Genomic DNA, 22264 nt, shown 5'->3' on the forward strand with positions numbered 1-22264 from the left:
CGCCAGCGTTCGTCCTGAGCCAGGATCAAACTCTCCAACAAAAACTGGCTCTAACCAAAAAACTCTCCACCACGGACGGGGCCGTAGATATTGAAGAGCCATATCAAAACTGGCACAACACCACCAGCTCCAAACAAACAAGCTCGACACACTGTTGAGTTCTCAAAAGACACCCGCACACCATCTCGCAGCAGCAAGCCACGATCCGGGGCTGTGTTCCCCCATCCTACGCCCCCATGGGAACTAACGTTCCCAGGTGGGCCCGGCGGGGAGATCAACGGGCCTGGTGACCGATCCCCGAGGGGCTCGTTCTGTCCGGCGTCTCGCTGACAGGAAGAAACCTACGCGAGCGTCTCCGCCGGGGTCAAATCGCCCCCCTCAAAGCATGGTGACCAGCGGAAACGTTGATTTGGGGCAGGTTCACGCCGGACCTGTCCGCGACGAACGGTCGTGCCTCCGGAGCCGCCTCCGGCCTACCGGCGGAACCCGCCTTCAGGCCCGTCACCAGCGACGACACCGAGCTCACGAGGAGCCGATGGTCCGCTCTTCACGGGGCACCACATCGTCCCCGTCGCGCCGAACGGCCTCCTGTGACCCCGACCGCACTTCATCGTCCGCGCCGGACGGCCGTCCGTTCGTGGCCAGGCGGCGCAACATCGCGTTGTAGGCCTCGAGATCCGCGTCGCCGTCCGCATCGGCTCGTCGGTCGTCGCGACGTGCCGACCGCTCGTCCTGGCGGGACCACTGCACGAGCAGCACGATCACCACGAGCACCAGGGGAAGCTCACCGGACGCCCAGGCCAGCCCGCCGCCGAGTTGCTGGTCACGCAATGGGTCGGTCACCCAGGGCAGGGCCAGTGCCCGGTAGAAGCCGCCGCCGATGACGGTCCCCGCGCTCATGAGCGCCACGCCGAAGAAGGCGTGGAAGGGGACGGAGGCGAACACCACTCCGAGGCGTGCGGCCGGAGGCAGGCGGCGGGGGGCCGGGTCGATCCCGATCAGGGGCCAGAAGAACAGGAACCCGGTGACCATGAAGTGCAGGTTCATGAACACGTGCGCGGCGTGGACCGGGAGCGCCGCGGCGAACAGCCCCGAGAAGTACAGGACGTAGTAGCTGCCGACGAACAGCGGCAGCGTCACCAACGGGTTGGTGAGCCAGCGGGCCAACGGCGAGTGGAGACCTGTCAGCAACCACTCCCGCGGACCGGGCGGCCGGGCGCGGCCTGCCGCCGGCAGTGCACGAAGAGCGAGAGTCACCGGAGCGCCGAGTACCAGCAGGATCGGCACCAGCATCGACAGGATCATGTGCTCGGCCATGTGCACGCTGAACATCGCCGGCCCGTACCGGCCGATGCCGGAACTGGTGGCGGCGAACATGGCGGCACACCCGCAGAGCCATGCGACGGTCCGCCCGGGCGGCCAGGCGTCGCCCCGACGCCGTAGCCGCCGGACTCCCGCGAGATAGACCGCGGTCAGGACGAGGGCCGCCGTGCCGTAGATCAGGTCGAACCGCCAGTCGAGGAGGAGGCGCAGCGCCGTCGGCGCCTCCGTCAGGTCGTAGCCGATCAGCACCTCGGTACGGGACGGCGGTCCCACGGCCGACGCAGGTGGTGCGCTGCGGCCGAGCGCGACGGCCAGCCCCATCGTCGCGAGCATGAGAACGACTTCGACGGCGCCGAGTCGCAGGAGAGCTCGTGGCTCCCCCGCCGCAGCGCGGTCGACCGTCCGCCTGCGGTGCGCCCACCCCAGCGCACCGAGAGCGACCAGAGCCACGGCCTTGGCCACCACCAGCGCGCCGTACCCGGTGGTGAACAGGTCGGCGGGCGCCACGCGGACGAGGGCGTTCACCACCCCGGTGATCCCGAGCGTGAGCCAGCAGACCAGGGCCAGGCGGGAGTAGCGGGGAACGGCCGTCGCGAGCGCGGACGCCCGATCGGGCCCGCGAGCCGCAGCGGTACCGAGCACCGCGACCAGCCCGCCGACCCACAGGCAGGCGGCCACGACGTGCAGCACCAGGCTGTCGCTGGCCACGTCGTGCGCTCCACCCGTGGCGGAGTGACCCGTGAGGGCGACGGGCAGCGGTCCGAGCAGGCAGAGGCCGAAGGTGACCACCGTCCAGCCCCAGCCGAGGACGGTCCGGCAGGCGACGAGCACGAGCAGGGCGATGGCGGCCGTCGCCAGCCACGCCGTGGCCGTGCTGAGCAGTGGAACGGTCTGGGCGAGCAGGCCGACGTCGAGGACGTCGCCGACCGGCCTGCCGACCGAGTCGGCCACGGTCAACGGCACCATCAGGGTCGCGGCCACCGCCCAGACGAGCGCGGCGGCTGCGGCGGACCGCACAGCCCGGTAGCCGGCGACGTCGAGGTAGCCCGAGCGTTGCGGCGGCACGAGGAACGCCGCGAGCAGCAGCGCACCCACCGCGATCGCCATGGCGATCTCGGCGACGGCCCGCACCGCAGGCAGCCCGACGGTGGTGAGCCGGTCGGGATTCGACAGTCCGGGCACGACGTCCACCGGCCCGTTGACCACCAGGGTCAGCACGGCGGCGATCAGGGCGGCCAGCGCCGCCCCGGCTCCCACCAGCCCGAGCACGCTGCGCTGACCCCGCCGGGGCGGGGAGCCGGGAGGAGCCGTCGTCTGCGCCATGCGTCCAGGTTAGGACGGGACGCGGCCGGCGCCCCGTCCACCGACGGGATCGGTGTCCGGCAGCCGCCTCAGGAGGCGTTCGACGCCTCCGCCGCTGCGCCGAACAGGAAGCCGCCTGCATCCGACGGGGTCCCCTCGACGAGGTCCGCGACCACGCACGTGATGTTGTCCGGTCCCCCTCCCTCGTTCGCGAGGGCGATGAGGCGGTCGACGGCATCCGCGGCCTCGGCGACGTCGCTGAGAACCTCGTGGATCTCGTCGTCGTCCAGCACGGCGGTGACCCCGTCCGAGCAGACGAGAAAGCGGTCGCCGATCTGGCCCTCGACCGTGAACAGGTCGGGCTCGGCCGGACTGCCCTCCTGCAGGGTCCGCACGAGCACCGACCGGCGCGGATGGTCCGCGGCCTCGTCGACCGTGAGCCGGCCCTCGTCGATCAGGCTCTGCACGAGGGTGTGGTCGTGGGTGATCTGGTGGAGCTCGCCGTCGCGGAGCAGGTAGGCACGGGAGTCGCCGATGTGGCCCACCCCCACCCGCGTGCCGTCGATCAGCAGCGCGACCAGCGTCGTGCCCGTACCGCGCAGGGAGGGATCGGAGTCGGCGACGTCCGTGAGCCGGCTCGCCGCGGTGTCCATCGCGGTGCCGAGAGTGCTGAGCAGATCGACGTTGTGCAGATCGACACCGTCGAGCGAGGCGTCGACCTCGGCGACGGTATTGATCGCCACTGCGCTCGCGACCTCGCCGTGGGCGTGCCCGCCCATTCCGTCGGCGACGGCGACGAGTCGCGAGCTGGTGTATGCGGAGTCCTGGTTCACGGCGCGGCGGCACCCGATGTCGGATCCGGCCGCCGAGCGCACCGTCGGAGTCATGGGTCTACCTTCTCAACAACCGTTCGGCCGCCACGCTCCGGTACTGGTGTGTCGCCCGAACGGGTCCGATCGGTGACCTGCCGCGACGTGCTCCGGTGCCCCGGCCGCTAGGCTCGACGGTGCGGTGCCGCATCGCAAGCCTCCGTAGCTCAGCTGGATAGAGCAAGAGCCTTCTAATCTCTAGGTCGCAGGTTCGAGTCCTGCCGGGGGCACCAGGGCCGAAGCTCTGCACCGGGCTCTCGATCCTCATCGCGGAGCCCTTGTGAGTGGGAACTCATCGGACCTTTCTCCGCATTGCGGGCATAACGTCCGATCTTCGAGCCACATTCACGTCCGGCGATGACCGTGCTGTCCGTCGCCTGGATCCTGTTCTGCAGTGGCGGACGAGCGCGAAACGGTCACCCCCGCCCGGCACTGACCCGCTCGAGCACCGCCGCCGCGAACGCCTCGGGCGCCTCCAGCGGCGTGAAGTGCCCGGCGCCGTCGACCGGACGCACCTTCGCGTCGGCGAACCAGTCGTCCACCCGGTCCGACCACGCCCGCGGGAAGAGCGGATCATGCTCCGGCCAGAGGACGGTCGTCGGCGCCGCGATCCGGTCGGCCGGGGCGGGCGGCTTCTCCTGCACCGCCATTGCGACGGTCCCGGCTCCCGCGCGGTACCAGTTGATCGACGCCGTGAACGCTCCTGGCCGGGCGTAGGCGTCGGCGAGGCGGTCCAGCTGGGCGGGGTCGGGCACGTAGTCGGGGCCGGACCAGTGCGTCCAGAAGTGCTCCAGGTAGGAGCGCACGGCGGAGCGGGAGCCGTCCAGCAGCCGCTCCGCCAGCGGCAGTTGGTGGAAGGGCTGGTACCAGAACTCGCGCTGCGCCGACGGCTCGAGCACCCGCTCCCCCGCACCGGGCAGCGGCGGCGCGAGGACCAGCCCCCGCACGCGATCGGGCCGGGCGGAGGCGGCGGTCCGGGCGGTCCGGGAGCCGACGTCGTAGCCGGCCAGGACCACGGGGCCGACCCCGAGCTGCTCAACGAGGCCGAGCACGCTGCGCGCCTGCCCGTCACCGCCGAACGCCACCGCTTCCGCGCCGGGTTCCGACTCTGACTCCCCAAAGCCCCGCAGGTCGGGGACCACGACCCGGCAGCGACCGGCGAGCAGGGGTACGACGTCGCGCCAGTCGTGGCGGTCGCCCGGCCAGCCGTGCAGCAGCACCACGGTCCCGGAACCGCCGGGGTGGTCGTCGTAGACCAGTCGGAAACCGTCGACGGGATCGGTGATCGGCATACCCGCAGAATAGGGCGCAGAACAGGGCGGAGCTCGGACATGATGATCGACCGGTCGGTCGGCGGCGGTAGTCTCTGCCACCGTGCGAGACCCGGCAGGATCCCGGCGGTCCCGACGAGCCCGGCGGTCCCGCAGGCCGCTCGTCCTGATGGCGCTGGGACTCGGCCTCGTCACGATGATCGGCAGCGCCGCCGTCCTCTGGTTGGCGGCCGACGTGCTGACGCGTGTCCCCGCGCACGACGAGCCGCCGATGGCGGACGTGGTCGAGTTGATGAAGGTCGCGCTGGCGGTCGGGTTGTCGAAGTGGTCGGCTGCGCTGTAGGGCGCGGCGACCAGAAGTGATCGACGATCTCGCCGCGCTCGTACGGCGGCAGCCTGCCGTCGGCGCGATGCGCCTGGTGACCGTCGACGGTCGTTCCGGAGCAGGCAAGACGCGGCTCGCCGGGCGCCTGGCCCGGGCGCTGGACCGCGCGCCGATCGTGCACCTCGACTTCTTCTACCCCGGCTGGGACGGACTGGCCGGGGGCGTGGAACTGGCCGTCGACTGGGTCGCCCGGCCGCTCGCGGCGGGACGCCCGGCGCGCTGGCGGCGCTACGACTGGACCACCGACCGGTTCGCGGAGTGGCGGGAGACGCCGTGCGCGCCGGTCGTCGTGCTGGAGGGCTGCGGGGCGGGGGCGGCGATGCTGCGGCCGTACACCTCGACGGCGTTGTGGGTCGACACCCCGCCCGAGCTGCGGGACGAGCGGCTGCAGAAGCGGATCGACTGGCCGCGGTACGCGCCGCACCGCGCGCGGTGGGCGGCGCAGGAGGAGGCGCTGTACGCGGTCGAACGGCCGTGGGAGCACGCCGACGGGATCATCGACAACGGGTCGTCGCCGAACTGTCGGTACCCGGGTGCAGGATGAGTGGCGTGGGAGGCTGATGCACCGGTCAGCGGTGGCGAGGAGCGCACCGCACCGGCGACGATGACACTGCAGCCGAGCACGTCCGGCGGGCCTGGCCCGCCAATGGAGAGGAGTGCACCATCGACACCTCGCTCCGGGCCGGTCAGCGATGACCGCCCCCGACGCGCCCGCCGCCGGCGGCCTGGCCGCCGACGCGACCGCCCACTCCGGTGGCCCCGGCATCATCGCCGTCGCCGGCGAGGCCCTCGTCGACCTCGTCCCGGCGCCCGTGGGTGGCTACTTCGAGATCGCCCCGGGTGGCAGCCCGGCGAACGTCGCGCTCGGCCTCGCGCGCCTCGGCGTCCCGGCACGATTGCTGGCCCGGATCGCGGACGACATGCTCGGTAAGCGCATCCGGACGCACCTCGTGCACAACGGCGTCCAGCTCGACCACGCGGTGGCGGCGAAGGAGCAGACGTCGCTGGCGATGGTGTCGCTGGACGAGAACGGATCTCCGGCCTACGACTTCCGGATCACCGGCACGGCCGACTGGCAGTGGACGCCGGCCGAGGTGGCGGGTGCGCTCGAGCCCGGAGCGGCCGGGCCGGTCGTGGCGCTGCACTCGGGGTCACTGGCCCTGACCATGGCACCGGGCGACGCCGTACTGCGCGACCTGCTGATGCGGGCGTCCGACACGATCACGATCAGTTACGACCCGAACTGCCGGCCGAGGCTCATGGGCAATCCGGTCGAGGTCCTGCGCGGGGTGCACGAGATGCTCGGCGCGGCGGACGTCGTGAAGGTCAGCTCGGAAGACCTCGCGTGGCTGCTCCCGGGGATGGCTCCGGAGCAGGTCGTCGACGACTGGCTCACCCGCGGGCCGACGCTCGTGGCGGTCACCCTCGGCTCGGACGGCGTGGTGGCGGGTGCGAGCGCGGGTCTGCGGGCGCGGCGCCCGGGCGTCGCGGTGAAGGTCATCGACACGGTCGGGGCGGGCGACACGTTCTCGGCCGCGCTGCTCGCCGGGCTGCACGGGCACGGCCTGCTCGGCGGCGACGGAGCCGCCAAGCTGCAGACCTTGGACTACAGCACGCTCGACGAGTTGCTGCACGACGCCGTCTTGGCAGCGGCGATCGCCTGCTCGCGGCGCGGTGCCGACCCGCCCACGCGCGGCGACCTGCGGCTGTCCCGGATGGGCTGACGCGCGAACGACGAGGTCGTGGGCGGCGGATGACGGCCCCAGATCCTTTTCGCCACCCGCCGCCCACGAGTCAGGGGTCGCCGGGCAGTGGCCGCGGCTTCCGGTCTGGGTGCAGGCGCTTCTGACCCGTGGCCGGGTCACCGGGCGCGAGCGACAGCGTCGCGGGTTCGCTCTCCGGGAGCGCCCACTGACGGGCCCAGTCCATCTGCATGGCCGAGCCGCTCTCCGCGGGACCGCCGCCGTCGGGCGGGAACCAGTCGAGCTGCATCGTCATGTTCATCGGTCTCGGCGGGAAGAGATCGGAGCGGTCCGTCGAGTACCACTCCTCACCGTCGGCATAGGTCGTGATGTGGTCCGGGGTCCACTCGACGGCCCACGCGGTCCACTCCGTCGCGTCGTGGTCCACCTTGCCGCCGAAGCTCGTGTCGGGCGGGCCGTGGTGGACGTTGACGGTGACCTCGTCGCGGTCGCCGTGGAAGATCTCCATCCAGTCGATCTCGCCGCCGGCCGGGAAGTCTTCCGCGACCGGCCAGAGGATCAGCACTCCGTGCAGCGCGTCCGGCCCGGGGTCCATCCGCACGCAGGCCTCCCACCGGCCGTACCGCTGTCCCGGATGCCAGCTCATAGCACCGGTCGTGCCGTCGGCGGTCCCGGCGATCGTCACGACCCCGTCGGCGGTGGTGATCGCCTCGGGCGTACGCACGCCCTTCTTGTTGTGACCGACCTCGGGCCCGTAGGGATGCCAGTCGGAAGGAAGACCGTCGCCGAAGTCCGCGGCGCGGGTGGGCTCGCCCCAACCGAGGCGCTGGGCTGCGGTCGTGGAGCAGTGCGCATCGGTGCCGGCGACCGGGGTGGCGGTCGGTTGCGGTGCGGGGCGGCCCCCGTCGGTCCCGCAGGCTGCGAGTACGGCGCAGCCGCCGAGGAGCGCGGCGATCGGGCGCGCGGTGCGACACCTCGGCACCGCGTCACCTCCTCGTCTGCTCGTGTCGTGCGCTGCGCGCGCCGTCTCGGGGCACATTCCACCGGTACCGGCGGCCGGACGCGACTCCTGCCACCCGGTCGGGTGTCGCGAAAGGATTGTCCGCGTGACCGTTCCCGCCCTCGCCGCCGCCCTCGACCTCGCCGCTCACCCGGAAGGCGGGTGGTACCGCCGCACCTGGACGTCGATCGTCACCGTCGACACACCGGGCGGCCCACGGCCGAGCGCGACGGCGATCCTCTACCTGCTCGGCGACGTCTCCCGCTGGCACCGCGTCCGCTCCGCGGAACTGTGGTGCCGACACACAGGCTCACCGATCGAGCTGCGCACGGGCGGCGTCGACAGCGCGCCCACGGACGTCGAGGTCCATCTCCTGGACGCCGACCATCCACAGCTGCTGGTCCCCGCCGCCACGTGGCAGACCGCCCGGCTGCTCGGCACCGACCCGGCGCTGGTGACGTGCGTCGTCTCCCCCGGCTTCGACTTCGCCGACTTCGAGCTCGCCGGGTCCAGCTCCTGACCGCGAGTTGCGCGTTCCTGCCCGGTGAGTTGCGCGTCGGTACGGCGAGTTGCGCGTTCCGGTACGGGCCCCGGCCTCAGCGCTGACGCTCGAGCAGCCGCTCGACCGGCCACGTGTTCAGCACCCGCTCCTCCGGCACCCCGCAGGCCGCGGCACGCGCGCACCCCGCGTCGAGCCAGTCGAGCTGGCCGGGCGCGTGCGCGTCGGTGTCGATCGTGAACAGACACCCCGTGTCGACGGCCAGCTCCAGCAGCCGCTTCGGCGGGTCCAGGCGCTCCGGCCGGGAGTTGATCTCGACGGCGACGCCGTGCTCGGCGCAGGCCGCGAACACGGCGGCAGCGTCGAACTGCGACTCGGGCCGCTTCCGGTTGCCGGTCACCATGCGGCCGGTGCAGTGGCCGAGGACGTCGACGTGCGGATTCGCGACGGCCGTGAGCATCCGTTCGGTCATCTCGGCCGCCGGCATCCGCAGCTTGCTGTGCACGCTCGCGACGACGACGTCCAGCTCGGCGAGCAGGTCGGGCTCCTGGTCCAGGCTGCCGTCGTCGAGGATGTCGACCTCGATGCCGGTCAGCACGCGGAACCCGGAGCCGACCAGCGCCTCGTTGAGTTCGGCGACGTCGCGGAGCTGCGCGCGGAGCCGCTCCGGCGACAGGCCGTTGGCGACGGTCAGCCTCGGTGAGTGGTCCGTGATCACCAGATACTCGTGGCCGAGGTCGCGGGCCGTCTCGACCATCTCGGGCAGTGGTGAGCCGCCGTCGGAGGCGTCGGTGTGGCTGTGGCAGTCGCCGCGCACGGCCGCTCGCAGGTCGGCGGCGGCGTCGGCGAGCGCCGCGCCCTCGGTGGCCTGCAGGCGGGTCAGGTACACCGGCTCCTCGCCGGCGAGCGACTCGGCGACACACTTCGCCGTCACGTCCCCGACTCCACGCAGACGTCGCAGCTCCCCGGACGCCGCGAGTGCGGCCAGCTCGTCGGGACCACGGCCGCGGAGCGCGGCGGCGGCCCCGCGAAAGGCCCGCACACGGTAGGTCGACTCGTGGGCCCGCTCCAGCAGGAACGCGATCCGCCGCAGGTCGGCGACGGGATCACGCGGTGCGGTCACGCCGCGATGGTGCCACGGATGCGCAGGCGCGACCCGCCTTGCAGGAGCACGCAACTCGCCGGGAGGGGCGGGCGTCAGCGCAGCAAGCGGGACTTGACGACCTTGCCCATGTCGTTGCGCGGCAGGGCATCGACGAACCGCACCTCGCGGGGGCGCTTGTGCGGGGCCAGCAGGCCCGCGACGTGGTCCACCAGCGCGCCGGCGTCCGTCCGGTCCGACGTCACGACGAAGGCCACCACGCGCTCGCCGAGGTCGTCGTCCGGAACGCCCAGCACCGCCACCTCGGCGACGGCCGGGTGCTCCAGCAGGGCGTTCTCGATCTCGCCTGCGCCGATCTTGAAGCCGCCGGACTTGATCAGATCCGTGGTCTTCCGGCCGACGAGCGCGAGCGAGCCGGACGCCGTCCAGCGGCCGATGTCGCCGGTCCGGAACCAGCCGTCCTGCGTCGTCGGGTCGGACCCGCCGAGGTAGCCGCTGAACAGGCCCGGTCCGCGCACCTCGACGGCGCCCAGGTCGTCTCCCGCGTCCTCGCGCACCAGGCGGATCTCGGTATCCGCGAGCGGGCGGCCGACGGTGCCGGGCTCGACGGGTTCGTCGGCGCGGGCGGCGGTGAGGATGAGGGTCTCGGTCAGCCCGTACCGCTCGCGGACGGCCAGTCCGGTGAGCCGCTGCAGCCGGGCGTGGTCGACGGCGGTCAGCGCGGCGGAACCGGAGACGAGCAGTCGCGCCCGGCCGACGGCGGCCGCTGCCGCCGGATCCGCGGCCAGCTCGTCGACGAGCCGGTGGTAGTGGGTGGGGACGCCGAAGACGAGCGTCGCGCCATCCTCGACCGCCCTGGCGAGCGACGACGCGGAGAACGTTCCGAGGTGCCGCATCGAACCGCCGCGCCGCAACGGGCCGAGCACCCCGAGCACCAGGCCGTGCACGTGGAACAGCGGCAGGGCGTGGACGAGCACGTCGGCGGCCGTCCACGCCCACGCGTCGGCGAGCGCGTCGAGGTTCGCCGCGAGCGCCACCCGCGACAGCACCGCACCCTTCGGCGGGCCGGTGGTCCCGGACGTGTAGATGACCAGCGCCGGTGCGCTCGGGGGCATGTCGAGATCGGGGTTTCGCGCTGTCGAACGTGCCGACTCGCGGGGGATCGGGAACCGGGGAAGCGCGGCGAGGGGAGGCAGGAGGTCGGCGTCGGCGGCGGCGGCGGCGAGCACGGCGTCGGGCGCCGCGTCCGCGACGACGTGGGCGAGCTCGCGCGGCCCGCTACGCGGGTTGATCGGGACCGCGGGGACCCCCGCGAGGAGCGCCGCGACGATCCCGACGGCGGTGTCCAGCGTCGGCGTGGCCCGGACGGCCACCCGCTTCAGCCCGGCGATCTGCTGCGCGAGGGCTCCGGCGCGGGTGGCCAGCTCGGGGTAGGTCAGCGCGCCGTCGGGGAAGGCGAGCGCAGGCCGCTCTGCCGGCGGGTCCAGAAGAGCGGGCAGCAGTGCGTCGGTCACCCGATTGCCTTGCCGGGATTCATGATGTCGTGCGGGTCGAGCGCCGCCTTGACGGCCCGCTGCATCGCGAGCACCGCCGGCCCGAGCTCGCGACGCATACCGGCGCGTTTCAGCAGGCCGACGCCGTGCTCACCGGTGACGGTGCCGCCCATGTCGATCGCGGCGTTCACGATCTCCTCGAACGCCGCCTGTGCGCGGGCCCGTGCCGCCTCGTCGCCGTGCTTCGTGATGAGCAGCGGGTGCAGGTTGCCGTCGCCGGCGTGGGCGACGGTGGCGATGAGGATGCCGTGGCGGCCGCCGATCTCGTCGATCCGCCCGAGCATCTCGGCCAGGCGTCCGCGGGGCAGGCAAACGTCTTCGGTCAGCACGGCGTCGCCGCGCTGCTCCAGCGCCGGGTAGGCCAGGCGCCGGGCGTCGAACAGGGCCTCGGCCTCCACCGCGTCGGTCGACACGACGGCATCACGCGCACCGGCCGCCTCGAACTCGGCGAGGATCGCGTCCGCCTCCTGGCCCCCGGCCGGCTCGGGCAGGTCCGTGCGCGCAAGGAGCAGCGCCGCGGCGTCGTCGGGGAAGCCCGTGTGCTTCCACTCGTTCACCGCCTGCAGGCAGTGGCGGTCGACGAGCTCGAACTCTGCGGGCTGCAGGCCTCGGGCCGTGACGCCGGCGACCGCGGCGCCGCACGCGGCGAGGGTGTCGAAGAACCCGACGACCGTCCGCGACGCCGCCGACCGGGCGGGGCGCAGGCGGACCGTGACCTCGGTGACCACCCCGAGCGTGCCCTCCGAGCCGACCATCAGCCCGACCAGGTCGTAGCCCGCCACGCCCTTCGCGGTGCGCCGGCCCAGTCGCACGACCTCGCCGGACGCCGTGACGACCTCGAGGGCGAGCACGTAGTCGCGCGTGACGCCGTACTTGACGCAGCACAGGCCGCCGGCGTTGGTGGCGACGTTCCCGCCGATCGTCGACCAGGGGGCGCTCGCCGGATCGGGCGGGTACCAGAGGCCGTGCTCGGCGACCGCGGCACGCAGCACGTCGTTGACCACGCCCGGCTGCACGACCGCGAGCCGCTCGCCGGCGTCGATCTCGACGATGCGGCGCATCCGTTCGGTGGACAGCACGATGCCGCCCTCGACCGCGTTCGCACCGCCCGACAGGCCCGTCCCTGCTCCGCGGGGCACGACCGGCACGCCGTGGCGGGCACAGATCGCGACCGTGGCGGCGACCTCCGCGGTCTCCAGCGGTCGGACGACGGCCCGGGCGCGGCCGTATTCGGCCCACTCCGCCTCGTCGTGCAGGTAGGAGCCGACGACGTCGGTGTCGGTCAGGATGCGGTCGGCGGGAAGCGCGGCTCGCAGTTCCGCCAGAACCGGGTCCCCGGGTGCTGCCACCCGAGCACGGTAACGCGTTCGGACGTCAGGACGCGTCGCCGCGGCCGGTGTAGTACGTCCGGCCGAACGACCGTGCCACCTCGTAGTAGGCGTTCGCGGTGTCCACGCACTCGCGGGCCCGCCAGTTGTGCACCGCACCGTGCAGGTCCTCGCAGGAGGCGGTGAGGTCGGTGCGGAACAGGTCGTCGCAGCGGAGCCGGTCGGTCACGGCCTGCTCGCCCGCGCGGTTCAGGCCCTGGTAGCAGCCGTCGTGGTGGGTGCAGGCGTGGCGAAAATCGAACAGACCGGGCACGGAGTCGATCCCCGCACCGGGCAGGACGCAACCCCGCTCGCCCCACGCGTGGTCGTCGAGCATCTCGTTGCCCGGGGTGGCGGGCGCGTCCACGACGTGTGTCTTCGGAGTGGCGGACCAGATCAGCAGCAGGCCGGCCACGACGGCCACGGCGGCGACGAGAACGAGGTCCAGCGTCCTCGGTCGACGCAGATGCTGCATCGTCGCCATCTCGGCCCCCATGGACCCGATCCGAGAACATCCCGGTCGTGTCGGGAATGAAGTCGTTCAAGTCCGGGTACGCGTTAATCCCTCACGAGGAAAATCTTGACCCTTTGAGCAAGGCGCGGGCGAGGTCCGTCCCGGAGCGCCAGGCCGTCTCGATGCGGGGGCTGCCCCAGCCGTCGCCGGCCAGCCCGATGCCGTCGTCGCCCAGATGGAACGTGGAATCCCGTTTCTCGGCGGGCGAGGCGTAGCGCCAGCGGTGCGCGTGGGTCCAGACGGGGTCGGACCGCAGGTTCAGCAGGCGGCGCAGAGCCTCGAGCACCGGGGCTACGGCGTCGTCGGGACAGGCGTCGTGCCGGCGCGCGACGTCGGCGACGGTGTGCGCCACCAGCACCGGTGCGCCGTCGCCGCGGCGGTCGCCGTCGTCGGCGACGAGCGAGATCACCGGGTGGTCGTTGACGAACGCCGCGTTCATCGGCGGCCACTCCCGCCGCGCCCACCCCGCGGCCACCGTGATCACCGGCTGCCATTCCCGGCCGTCGAGTTCGGCCGTCGCGGGCGAGGTGTCGGCGAGAATGCGCCGGGCCTGCGGGTCGGGCATCGCGAGGACGACGGCGTCGGCGGCGTCGCCGTCCACCGTCGGGCCCGGACCGACCCGCGTGACCTTGTGCCCGAGCTCGACGGGCAGCCCCTCGGCGAGCGCGGCGACGAGGCTGCGCAAGCCACCGGGCGCAGCCCAGCGGACCGGGCCGGGAGCGCGGCTGCGTTCCCCCGTCCCCTTGAACACGGCCATCTCCGACGTCCACGGCCGCGCCAGACCCGCCGTCCGCCACCGGGCCACCACTTGGGCGAACTCGGGGTCGCGCACGGTGAAGTACGCCGCTCCGAGGTCGACGGGGCGGCCGTCGATCCGCTTGCTCGCCATCCGGCCGCCGACGGCGCGGCCGCGATCGACGACGCGCACCTCGACTCCCGCCGACGCCAACTCCACCGCACACGCGATGCCGGCAATCCCGGCCCCGACCACCACCACAGTCATCGCCGAAGCACGCTAGGCCCCCCCACCTCCTTCCCGCGAATCGACACCCCCCGGCCGGACAGGGGTGGGCCGCCGGTTCTGCCCGTCGCCCTGCCGACCGGGCCGGCCCGCACCGGCGGCATCATGGGCGCGGTGAGCACGACGGCACCGCGGCTGCTGCAGGTGCGGCGCAGCACGCGGATCACCCCGCGGATGGTCCGCGTGACGTTGGCGGGCGACGAGCTCGCCGGCTTCGGCGGCGACGGGCCCGACCGGCGGATCAAGATGTTCTTCCCGGTCGAGGGGCAGGACCGGCCTGCGGTGCCACGGGCGACGTCGGGTGGCCCGCTGTGGCCCGCGGGCCAGGCCCGGCCGACGATCCGCACCTACACCGTGCGGCGGTTCGACGAGGCGGCGGGTGAACTGGACGTCGACTTCGTGCTGCACGAGGGGCACGGGCCGGCGGCTGCGTGGGCGCGCGATGCCCGGGCGGGCGCGTGGGTGGGAGTCTCCGAGCCCGGCGGGCGCTACGTCGTCGATCCGGAGGCGGACTTCCATCTCGTGATCGGCGACGAGTCCGCGCTGCCCGCGGTGGCGACGGTGCTCGCGGCGCTGCCCGGCGGCGTGCCGGCCATTGCGTACCTGGAGGTCGCCGATGCGGCCGAGGAGCAGGAGCTCCCCGGTGGCGCCGCCGTGCACTGGGTGCACCGCCGCGACCGGCCTGCCGGTGAACCGCTGGCCGATGCCGTGCGGGCCGCGCAGCTCCCCGAGGGCAGAGGGCAGGCGTGGCTGGCCGGTGAGTCGGCGTGCGTCCGCGACCTGCGCCGCCATCTGCTCGACGACCGCAAGCTCGACCGCCGTGCGGTGTACGCGACGGGCTACTGGCGCGCCCGCTGAGGTCCCGACGCCCGGACGGTCGGGAGGCCCGGCGTCCCCATGCCGGGCCTCCCCTCCCCCGCAGCGCCGATCAGGTACCCGAGCCCGCCGCCGGCGCGGAGCCGTCCGGCGGGGTCGGGGCCAGATCGGCGCACGCTTCCTGGGCGGCGGCCCAGGTGTCGCTGTCGACGCCCGGAGGCGCCTGGGAGGCCGCGCGCCGCTAAGCCCGCCACCTAAGGCCGGTGCGCCCGAGGGCGGCGTGCCGCCCCCGGCGGGCGGTTCCGACATCGTGATGCCGTTCTCCTCCAAACAGGTTCGGTAGTCGGCCATGTCCGTGTCGTCGGCGTCCGTGTCGTCCCCGTCGTCCCCGTCGTCCGCGGCCGACGGCTGCGCGGCCACCGCGCTCGACGCCGCTGCTGTGGACGTCGTGTCGGTGCTCGTGCCGCATGCCGCGAGCCCGACGAGGGCCACCACGCAGACGGGCGCCGCGATCACGCGGATCCACCGGTGTCGCGACGGGGTCCGCATGTCGGTCATTCGCACTCCTGGGTCCGGCCGCGGTCGAGTGCCGCGGCTCGTGGAGCACACGCTGTCGACGCCGGATGGGTGTTCCCTGTGCGTCCAGCCATGATCAGCTGTGCTCCGCCCACCGGTACGACCCCGGCGACGACCGGTTCAGCCCTCCTGGTCGTTGTCGGACGAGGCAGGCCGACGTGCGGCGAACACCGGTTCGTCCCGCGGCCCGACATGGGCATCCAGCCAGTCGGCGAGCGGCCGGGCGGCGCGCCACGCCGCCCGGACCTGCTCCAGAGGCTCGTCGGTACCGAGCCACTCGCCCGGCGGCCAGGTGCGGTCGACGTGCAGGCCGCGGACCCGCAGCAGCGCCAGGCGCGGATGGTCGGCGGCGTAGCCCCGCGGTCGCCCGGTCAACGCCGACACCCCGTCCGGCACGAGATCGTCGCGGCGTAGCGCGGCCAGCACCTCCTCGAGCGTCTCCCCCGCCGCCCCGTCGACGCTGTTGCGGTACCGGCGCAGCTGTCCGGGATCGAACGCCTGGTACCCGACCTGCACCGCGAGGCCCTGGACCGACAGCGCCGCCGCGTACGGCGTGCCACCCGGCCCGGCGACCGTGATGCCGGTATCGGTGCGGTACGGGTCGGCGTTCGGGCGGAACCGCCGGTCCACGTGCGGGCGGAACACCCGCGGCGGCCCGAACTCCTCGGTCAGCGCGGCGGCCAGCGCACGGGTCGGTTCGAGCAGCGCGGTGCGGTAGCGGTGCGCGTTCTCCGTCCAGAACGCGCGGGTGTTGTCGGCGGCGAGCTCGGCCAGGAACGCCGCGGCGTCGGCAGGCCAGCCGGTGAAGGGGTGGGCATCGGTGGTGGTCATGGGGTCCTCCTGGAGTCGGTGGGACTCCAGACGGACCCGGCACCGCCGCGGTTCCCCGCCACGACTTGTCCACAGGCAGTTGTCCACATGCCGACGCACAGGAAGCACACAGGAGAACCCCATCGGGGGCACAGCCGCGCGCGCGAGGCTGATTAGCATGATGTCGGTGAGTGAGCAGGCGCCCGCGCTGCGCCGCGCGGACGGCAGTGCCGTCCGGGTCCTTGTCGTCGACGACGAGCCCACTCTCTTCGGAGCTGCTCGCCTTGGCCCTGCGCTACGAGGGCTGGGAGGTGCGCACCGCGGAAGACGGCTCGTCGGCCGTGCGCACGGCCCGCGACTTCCGGCCCGACGCCGTGGTCCTCGACGTCATGCTCCCCGACTTCGACGGCTTCGAGGTGCTGCGGCGCATACGCGGTGGAAGCCCCGAGGTACCGGTGCTGTTCCTCACCGCGAAGGACTCGGTCGAGGACCGCGTCGCGGGCCTGACCGTGGGCGGCGACGACTACGTCACCAAGCCCTTCAGCATCGAGGAGCTGGTGGCGCGGCTGCGCGGGCTGCTGCGGCGGGCCGGGATGACGGCCGCCCGCCAGGAGTCGCGCTGGTCGTCGGCGATCTGACCCTCGACGAGGACAGCCACGAGGTACGCCGCGGCGACACCCCCGTCGAGCTGACCGTCACCGAGTTCGAACTGCTGCGCTTCCTCATGCGCAACCCGCGGCGGGTGCTGTCGAAGGCGCAGATCCTGGACCGGGTGTGGCACTACGACTTCGGCGGCCAGTCCAACGTCGTCGAGCTCTACATCTCCTACCTGCGTAAGAAGATCGACGCAGGCCGGGCCCCCATGATCCACACCGTGCGGGGGGCGGGCTACGTGCTCAAACCCGGCGGAATGAGAATGCCCGCGCGCCCGCACTCGCTGCGCGCGCGGCTGGTGGCCACCGTCCTGGTGCTGCTCGCGGTGACGCTGTCGATCATCGGAGTGGCGACGACGCTGGCCCTGCGCCAGTTCCTCTACGGCCGCCTGGACCGCGAGGTCACCGAGGCCAACAGCCGGTTCGTGGGTGCCCAGACCGGCCAGCTCATGCCGCCGGGCGGGTTCCGCTACGGGCAGCCCGACTTCCTCGGCCCGGTCCAGGGGCCCCGCACCCTCGGCGCCACGATCCGCGACGGTGCGGTGCAGCGCGCCGAGGTGAGCACCCGCGGCGGCGGATCGTCGGCCCTGCCCGCGGTCGACCAGGCCGTGCTCCTCGCCGTGCTCGTCGGCGACGGCCCGATCAGCGTCGACCTGTCGATCGGCGACTACCGCATGGTGGCGACGGAGACCGGCGGGACGGTCTACGTCATCGGCCAGCCCGCGGGCGGGGCCCAGGACGTGATCGGCCGGCTCGTCGTGGTCGAGGTGATCGCGATCGCGCTCGCACTGCTCGGCGGCGGCATCGCCGGCGCCGTGCTGGTGCGCCGCGAGCTCCGGCCGCTGGAGCGGGTGGCCGACACCGCCGTCAAGGTCAGCGCCCTCCCGCTGGACCGCGGCGAGGTCGAGCTGGCCGAGCGGGTGCGCGACGTCGACCCGCGGCACCGAGGTCGGCCAGGTCGCGAGCGCCCTGAACCAGATGCTGGACAACGTCGGGGGCGCCCTGGAGGCCCGGCAGGACAGCGAGATGCGGCTGCGGCAGTTCATCGCCGACGCCAGCCACGAGTTGCGCACGCCGCTGGCCGCCATCCGCGGCTACGCGGAGCTGACCCGGCGGGCTCCCCTGCCGCCGGACGCCGAGTACTCGATCGCCCGGATCTCGTCGCAGACCGAGCGGATGACGGGGTTGGTCGAAGACCTGCTGCTGCTGGCCCGGCTGGACGCCGGACGGCCGCTCGAACGCGGCGCCGTCGACCTGACGCGGCTGTACTCGACGGGGTCAACGACGCGTACGCAGCGGGGATGGACCACCGGTGGCAGCTCGACCTGCCCGACGAGCCGGTCGTCGTCCCCGGCGACGCTCCGCGGCTGACCCAGGTGCTGACGAACCTGCTCGCGAACGCCCGCACGCACACCCCGGCGGGGACCACGGTGACCGTCGGCCTCGCCCGCGGCGACGGCGGCGCGCGGCTCACGGTCGTCGACGACGGCCCGGGCATCGCCGAGGACCTGCTGCCGCACGTGTTCGAGCGGTTCGCGCGAGGGTCGGTCTCGCGGTCGCGGCGGACCGGCAGCACCGGACTGGGTCTGGCGATCGTCGACGCAGTCGTGGCCGCGCACGGCGGCAACGTGCGGGTGCACAGCCGGCCGGGACACACGGAGTTCGCGGTCTGGCTGCCGACGGAGACACCTGCGCCTCCCCCGGACGACCGCGTCGCCCCGAGCACTGCGGTGATCAGCGGCGGGATCCACGCCGGCCCGTGAGCCCTGCGCGTACGCGAACGCGGAACTCGCGCACCGGAGCGCAAGACTCGCGTACCCCAACGCAAGACTCGCGCGGGGTCGACGCTCACAGGTGACGCACAGGCGGCCCACCGGGACGGCACAGGCGGCGCAGGAAACGTGGCCATCGTGACCACGACCGTGCCCACGCTCCCCGCTCGACCGGTCGCCGCCGAGCCCGCACATCCCGGTCCCGCGCGCCGCGGTGGCCCCGCCTCGCGCTGTCCGCGCTGCTCGCCGCCACCGCCGTCCTCTACATCTGGGGGCTGTCCCGCTCCGGCTGGGGCAACGCCTTCTACTCCGCCGCAGCCCAGGCCGGCGGCGAGAGCTGGAAGGCGTGGTTCTTCGGGCTGAGCAGCTGGAGCGTCCTCGTTCCCCAGGCGCTGATGGGTGTCGCGTCCGTCGGGCTGCTGTATGCGGCGGTCAAGCGGGTCGCCGGGCCCGGCGCCGGACTGATCGCCGGCGCGGCGCTGGCGCTGACCCCCGTCGCGGTCCTGATCTTCCGGTTCAACAACCCCGACGCGCTGCTCGTGCTGGTGCTGATCGGTGCGGCGTACGCCATGCAGCGCGGGGTCGAGAAGGGCGGCACGCGCTGGCTTGTGCTTGCCGGGGTGCTCGTCGGGATCGGCTTCCTCGCGAAGATGCTGCAGGCGTTCCTCGCGCGGCCGGCGCTGACGGCGGTGTGGCTGCTCGCCGCGCCCGTCGGCTGGTGGCGGCAGATCCGGGATCTGCTGGTGGCAGGCAGAGCGATGCTGGTGAGCGGCATGGCCCCTGCGGCGAGGAGGTCGGCACGGAGCTCGCGGGCATGCTGACGTCGGCCGGCACCCGCTGGGCCGCGCCACGATGGGCTCGCAGGGCGCGTCGTCGATGATGCTCGGCACCGGCACCGCGGTGATGGCGGTCGGCGGATACACCGGCAGCGACCCGTCGCCGACGCTCGCGCAGTTCCATACCTACGTCGCGAACGGCGAGATCCACTACTTCGTCGCCGGCGGCGGAGGACCGGGCCGGGGCAACAGCGAGATCACGCAGTGGGTGCAGCAGCACTTCGCGGCGCAGACGATCGGGAGCCGAACGGTTTACGACCTCACGAAGCCGACAAGCTGATCAGCCCGACAGATCGAGGGCCGGTGCGCACAGCGGCCGGCCCTCGCCCTTCGGTCAGGGTCAGAGGACGGTGAGCGCGCTACAGCGGGCGCAGTCGCGGCCCGGGCGCAGGGACTCCTGGAGGGAACGCTCCTGACCGCACCGACACGTCGCAGACATCGGCCCGCTGCGCGGGGCGGTGCGGGCCGGACGCCCTGTCCTGTGCGGGAGCGTGACGGTTCCTCGACCACGGCGCGGCAGGACGGAGGCGGAGTACAGGTGCATCGAGGTTCCCGACGTGTCAGAGTGGATCGCGGGCCTGTGGGCCTGCGGACCTTAATCGTTACACGAACGCAATTTGTTGCAGCAAGGTCTCGTGACCATGCGCACGCCCGCGGCCTCTCCTGGACCCGCAGGTCACCGGCAACGAGAATCACCCGCCTGAGTTAGGGAAGCCTCCGCTAAGCTGCCGTGGTGGGAGCGGACCGATCCACCCCGTGGTGTGCCGCACTGGCGCGCGCCCTGGACGAGCCCCTTCCCGGCACCGCCTCCGTCGCCCGCCGCTGGGTGGGCATCGAGCACCGCGGCACCTGGCCGCACGAGATCACCCAGCACCGCGACGACGCCGTCCGCGCCTTCATCGCCCGGGCCCGTTCCTCGGGTTGGCGTCCGGTGCTGGTCCGCCGCCCGGGCCGCCGCCCGTCCGACGGGCCCACGCGGATCTTCTTCGCCGACACCGCTCCTCCGGCGCCGCGGACGACCGTGCTCCGCGTCGTCGACCCGGCCGAGCTGGCGTCGATCGCCTTCCCGGCCGACGGCACCCCGCTCCCGGGCGAGACGGTCGCCGACCCGATGCTGCTGGTCTGCACGCACGGTCGCCGCGACCGCTGCTGCGCCGTCGACGGCCGTGCGCTCGCCCGGGCGGTCGTCGCGACCGGTGAGTCGGACGTCTGGGAGTCCACCCACCTCGGCGGACATCGCTTCGCCCCGACAGCGCTGGTGCTGCCCACCGGCTACCTCTACGGGCGGCTCGACGTCGCCGGCGCGGTCCTGGCACACAAGGCTGCAGCCGTCGGCGAGATGGAGCCGGGCCTCTGCCGCGGGCGGGCGACGTGGACGCAGCCCGGTCAGGTGGCCGAGCTGGCCGTGCGTGCGAAGACGGGGCTGCGCGGCGCGAACGTGCTGCAGGTGGAGCCCGCGACGCAGCAGGGCCCGGCAGGCGCCGAGCTCGTGACGGTCGCCGCCACGGACGGCAGGCGGTGGCAGGTCACCGTGCGCCCGATCTCCTGCCCCGGCGATCGTCCGGTCTCCTGCGGCGCTGCGGCCCTCCCCGTCACCGCGCTGAGCGCCTCGCGGGTGCGTCGGCTCGCGTAGCGTCCGGCTCGTGGAGACGGGTGCCGCTGCCGCCGTCGAGGCGCTGTTCGCCCCGGAACCGGCAGTCGCCGAGCACCCCGCCGTCCGCGCCGTCACCCGGCTGGCCCGCGACATGCTCGTCCCGCACGCCGCCGCGGCCGACGACCCCGCACGCGGCGTGGGTCCGGCCCACCTCTCCCTGTGCAGCGACGCGGGCCTGCTGGCGGTGGGCGTGCCGACGGCTGAGGGCGGGCTGGGCGGCGACGCCCGCGTCGACATCGAGGTCGTCGAGCGGCTCAGCGGGGCGTGCGGAGCGACGTGGTTCGTGCTCACCCAGCACCAGATGCCGCAGGCCGTCGCCCGTGGTGCGCTCGGTCCTGGAGACCGCTGGATTCGCGGCCCGGCCGCCGAGCGGCACGGGCCCGGCCTCGCGTCGGGACGGCTCCGAGCCGGGATCGCCGTCGCGCACCTCCGACGGCCCGGTCAGCCCGCGGTGCGTGCGGTGCCCGACGGCGCGGGCTGGCACCTGACCGGCACCTCCGACTGGTGCACGGGATGGGGGCTCGTCGACGTCGTGATGATCGCGGGCACCGCTCCGGACGACCGGATCATCCTCGCCCTCGTGCCCGCGCGCGACGGCCCGGGGCTGCGGGCCGGCGCTCCGCTGCGGCTGTCGGTGATGGGCGGCACCCGTACGGTCCCGCTGACGATCGACGACCTCGAGGTGGCCCCGGACGACGTGCTCGCGGTGGTCGACGGTGCGGCCTGGCGGGCCGCCGACGAGGCACGGACCGCCAACGTGATGCCGGCGGCGGTCGGCCTGCTGCGCCGGATCGTCGTGGCCCTTGCAGAGCTGGGCGACGAGCGCGAACGACCCGACGCCGTACATGCGGCCTTCCACCTCGGCGGACGCGCCGCCGCGCTGCGCGGGCAGGCCTACGCGCTGCGGCTCGGCATGCCGGCCGAGGAGCGTCAGGCCGAGCGCACCACGCTGCGGGGCGAGCTCGCGGCGCTCACCGTGCAGGCCGCGCACGCGCTGATCGCGGCGCGTTCGGGGAGCGCACTGCTGGCCGACAGCGCCGAGCAGCGCTGGGCGAGGGAAGCGGCGTTCCATCTGGTGCAGGCCCAGACCGCGGCGGTGCGGGCGGCCCAGCTCACGGCTCTCGCCCGCTGAGCTGCCCGGCGGCTGCGCTCCCGCCTGGAAGGCCACCTTCACGACGTCTCCCGCCCTGAAGGTGGCCTTCCTGACACCCCCGAGAGGCCGCTCGGGGCAGAGTGGA

The 22264-nt window shown here is 73.5% G+C and carries 19 protein-coding genes, 1 tRNA gene and 3 pseudogenes; 13 read left to right on the forward strand and 10 right to left on the reverse strand.

What is annotated here, in order from left to right; translation table 11 throughout:
* Window positions 1–522 precede the first annotated feature (522 nt).
* Together RM445_RS27905 and RM445_RS27910 are read right to left on the reverse strand one after the other, a co-directional pair.
* Window positions 523–2646, reverse strand: a complete 2124-nt coding sequence (locus tag RM445_RS27905) for a cytochrome c oxidase assembly protein (protein ID WP_311559856.1) — start codon at window positions 2644–2646, stop codon at window positions 523–525.
* Window positions 2647–2714: 68 nt separating this feature from the next.
* Window positions 2715–3512 (reverse strand): PP2C family protein-serine/threonine phosphatase, encoded by a 798-nt coding sequence (locus tag RM445_RS27910; RefSeq protein ID WP_311559857.1) that lies wholly within the window; start codon window positions 3510–3512, stop codon window positions 2715–2717.
* A 138-nt stretch (window positions 3513–3650) separates the two neighbouring features.
* Between RM445_RS27910 and RM445_RS27915 the strand changes: the two genes are divergently transcribed.
* A tRNA-Arg gene (locus RM445_RS27915) sits at window positions 3651–3727 on the forward strand.
* Window positions 3728–3910: 183 nt separating this feature from the next.
* Here RM445_RS27915 and RM445_RS27920 read toward each other — a convergent pair.
* Window positions 3911–4786: an alpha/beta fold hydrolase gene (locus RM445_RS27920; RefSeq protein WP_311559858.1), complete on the reverse strand. Its 876-nt coding sequence runs from the start codon at window positions 4784–4786 to the stop codon at window positions 3911–3913.
* Between the two features lie 148 nt (window positions 4787–4934).
* Between RM445_RS27920 and RM445_RS27925 the strand changes: the two genes are divergently transcribed.
* The 3 genes from RM445_RS27925 (at window position 4935) to RM445_RS27935 (ending at window position 6874) form a co-directional block, all read left to right on the forward strand.
* On the forward strand, window positions 4935–5108 hold the full coding sequence (locus tag RM445_RS27925; protein WP_311559859.1) for a hypothetical protein: 174 nt from the start codon (window positions 4935–4937) through the stop codon (window positions 5106–5108).
* 16 nt (window positions 5109–5124) lie between these two features.
* Window positions 5125–5694, forward strand: a complete 570-nt coding sequence (locus RM445_RS27930; RefSeq protein ID WP_311559860.1) for a uridine kinase family protein — start codon at window positions 5125–5127, stop codon at window positions 5692–5694.
* A 148-nt stretch (window positions 5695–5842) separates the two neighbouring features.
* Complete coding sequence (locus tag RM445_RS27935) at window positions 5843–6874, forward strand: carbohydrate kinase family protein (protein ID WP_311559861.1); 1032 nt, start codon at window positions 5843–5845, stop codon at window positions 6872–6874.
* A 70-nt stretch (window positions 6875–6944) separates the two neighbouring features.
* On the opposite strand, the gene RM445_RS27940 is transcribed toward RM445_RS27935, so the two are convergent.
* Window positions 6945–7835, reverse strand: a complete 891-nt coding sequence (locus RM445_RS27940; RefSeq protein WP_311559862.1) for a glycoside hydrolase family 16 protein — start codon at window positions 7833–7835, stop codon at window positions 6945–6947.
* 124 nt (window positions 7836–7959) lie between these two features.
* Between RM445_RS27940 and RM445_RS27945 the strand changes: the two genes are divergently transcribed.
* Complete coding sequence (locus RM445_RS27945; protein ID WP_311559863.1) at window positions 7960–8373, forward strand: cupin domain-containing protein; 414 nt, start codon at window positions 7960–7962, stop codon at window positions 8371–8373.
* A gap of 76 nt (window positions 8374–8449) precedes the next feature.
* Here the strand turns inward: RM445_RS27945 and RM445_RS27950 are convergent, their stop codons facing one another.
* The 5 genes from RM445_RS27950 to RM445_RS27970 form a co-directional block, all read right to left on the reverse strand.
* Window positions 8450–9475 (reverse strand): PHP domain-containing protein, encoded by a 1026-nt coding sequence (locus RM445_RS27950; protein ID WP_311559864.1) that lies wholly within the window; start codon window positions 9473–9475, stop codon window positions 8450–8452.
* 74 nt (window positions 9476–9549) lie between these two features.
* Window positions 9550–10968 (reverse strand): AMP-binding protein, encoded by a 1419-nt coding sequence (locus RM445_RS27955; RefSeq protein WP_311559865.1) that lies wholly within the window; start codon window positions 10966–10968, stop codon window positions 9550–9552.
* Window positions 10965–12356, reverse strand: coding sequence for an FAD-binding oxidoreductase (locus tag RM445_RS27960; protein WP_311559866.1), 1392 nt, complete (start codon window positions 12354–12356; stop codon window positions 10965–10967). Before RM445_RS27960 ends, RM445_RS27955 begins: the two co-directional genes overlap by 4 nt.
* Window positions 12357–12381: 25 nt before the next feature.
* A complete protein-coding gene (locus RM445_RS27965) occupies window positions 12382–12870 on the reverse strand; it encodes a phospholipase A2 (protein WP_311559867.1) in 489 nt (162 codons plus the stop codon).
* A gap of 70 nt (window positions 12871–12940) precedes the next feature.
* On the reverse strand, window positions 12941–13891 hold the full coding sequence (locus RM445_RS27970; protein WP_311559868.1) for an NAD(P)/FAD-dependent oxidoreductase: 951 nt from the start codon (window positions 13889–13891) through the stop codon (window positions 12941–12943).
* A gap of 123 nt (window positions 13892–14014) precedes the next feature.
* On the opposite strand from RM445_RS27970, the gene RM445_RS27975 reads away from it, so the two are divergent.
* A complete protein-coding gene (locus RM445_RS27975; protein ID WP_311559869.1) occupies window positions 14015–14767 on the forward strand; it encodes a siderophore-interacting protein in 753 nt (250 codons plus the stop codon).
* A gap of 654 nt (window positions 14768–15421) precedes the next feature.
* Here RM445_RS27975 and RM445_RS27980 read toward each other — a convergent pair.
* Window positions 15422–16132, reverse strand: a complete 711-nt coding sequence (locus RM445_RS27980) for a DUF2461 family protein (RefSeq protein WP_311559870.1) — start codon at window positions 16130–16132, stop codon at window positions 15422–15424.
* Between the two features lie 157 nt (window positions 16133–16289).
* Here RM445_RS27980 and RM445_RS27985 point away from each other — a divergent pair.
* The 7 genes and pseudogenes from RM445_RS27985 to RM445_RS28015 form a co-directional block, all read left to right on the forward strand.
* Window positions 16290–17021, forward strand: a pseudogene (locus tag RM445_RS27985) (response regulator transcription factor); the annotation flags it as partial.
* Window positions 17022–17790: 769 nt separating this feature from the next.
* On the forward strand, window positions 17791–18135 hold the full coding sequence (locus RM445_RS27990) for a histidine kinase dimerization/phospho-acceptor domain-containing protein (protein WP_311559892.1): 345 nt from the start codon (window positions 17791–17793) through the stop codon (window positions 18133–18135).
* Window positions 18129–18527: pseudogene (locus RM445_RS27995) on the forward strand (sensor histidine kinase); the annotation flags it as partial. The gene RM445_RS27990 and the pseudogene RM445_RS27995, both read left to right, overlap by 7 nt.
* A gap of 239 nt (window positions 18528–18766) precedes the next feature.
* Window positions 18767–19306 (forward strand): annotated as a pseudogene (locus RM445_RS28000) (glycosyltransferase family 39 protein); the annotation flags it as partial.
* 82 nt (window positions 19307–19388) lie between these two features.
* Window positions 19389–19652 carry a mannosyltransferase YkcB-related protein gene (locus RM445_RS28005; protein WP_311559872.1) on the forward strand — a complete coding sequence of 88 codons (264 nt, stop codon included), beginning with the start codon at window positions 19389–19391 and terminating at the stop codon, window positions 19650–19652.
* A gap of 453 nt (window positions 19653–20105) precedes the next feature.
* Window positions 20106–21005 carry a sucrase ferredoxin gene (locus RM445_RS28010; protein ID WP_311559873.1) on the forward strand — a complete coding sequence of 300 codons (900 nt, stop codon included), beginning with the start codon at window positions 20106–20108 and terminating at the stop codon, window positions 21003–21005.
* Window positions 21006–21015: 10 nt separating this feature from the next.
* Window positions 21016–22158, forward strand: a complete 1143-nt coding sequence (locus RM445_RS28015) for an acyl-CoA dehydrogenase family protein (RefSeq protein WP_311559874.1) — start codon at window positions 21016–21018, stop codon at window positions 22156–22158.
* Window positions 22159–22264: the final 106 nt, after the last annotated feature.

The organism is Pseudonocardia charpentierae (assembly GCF_031845345.1).
GTDB classification, from domain to species: domain Bacteria; phylum Actinomycetota; class Actinomycetes; order Mycobacteriales; family Pseudonocardiaceae; genus Pseudonocardia; species Pseudonocardia charpentierae.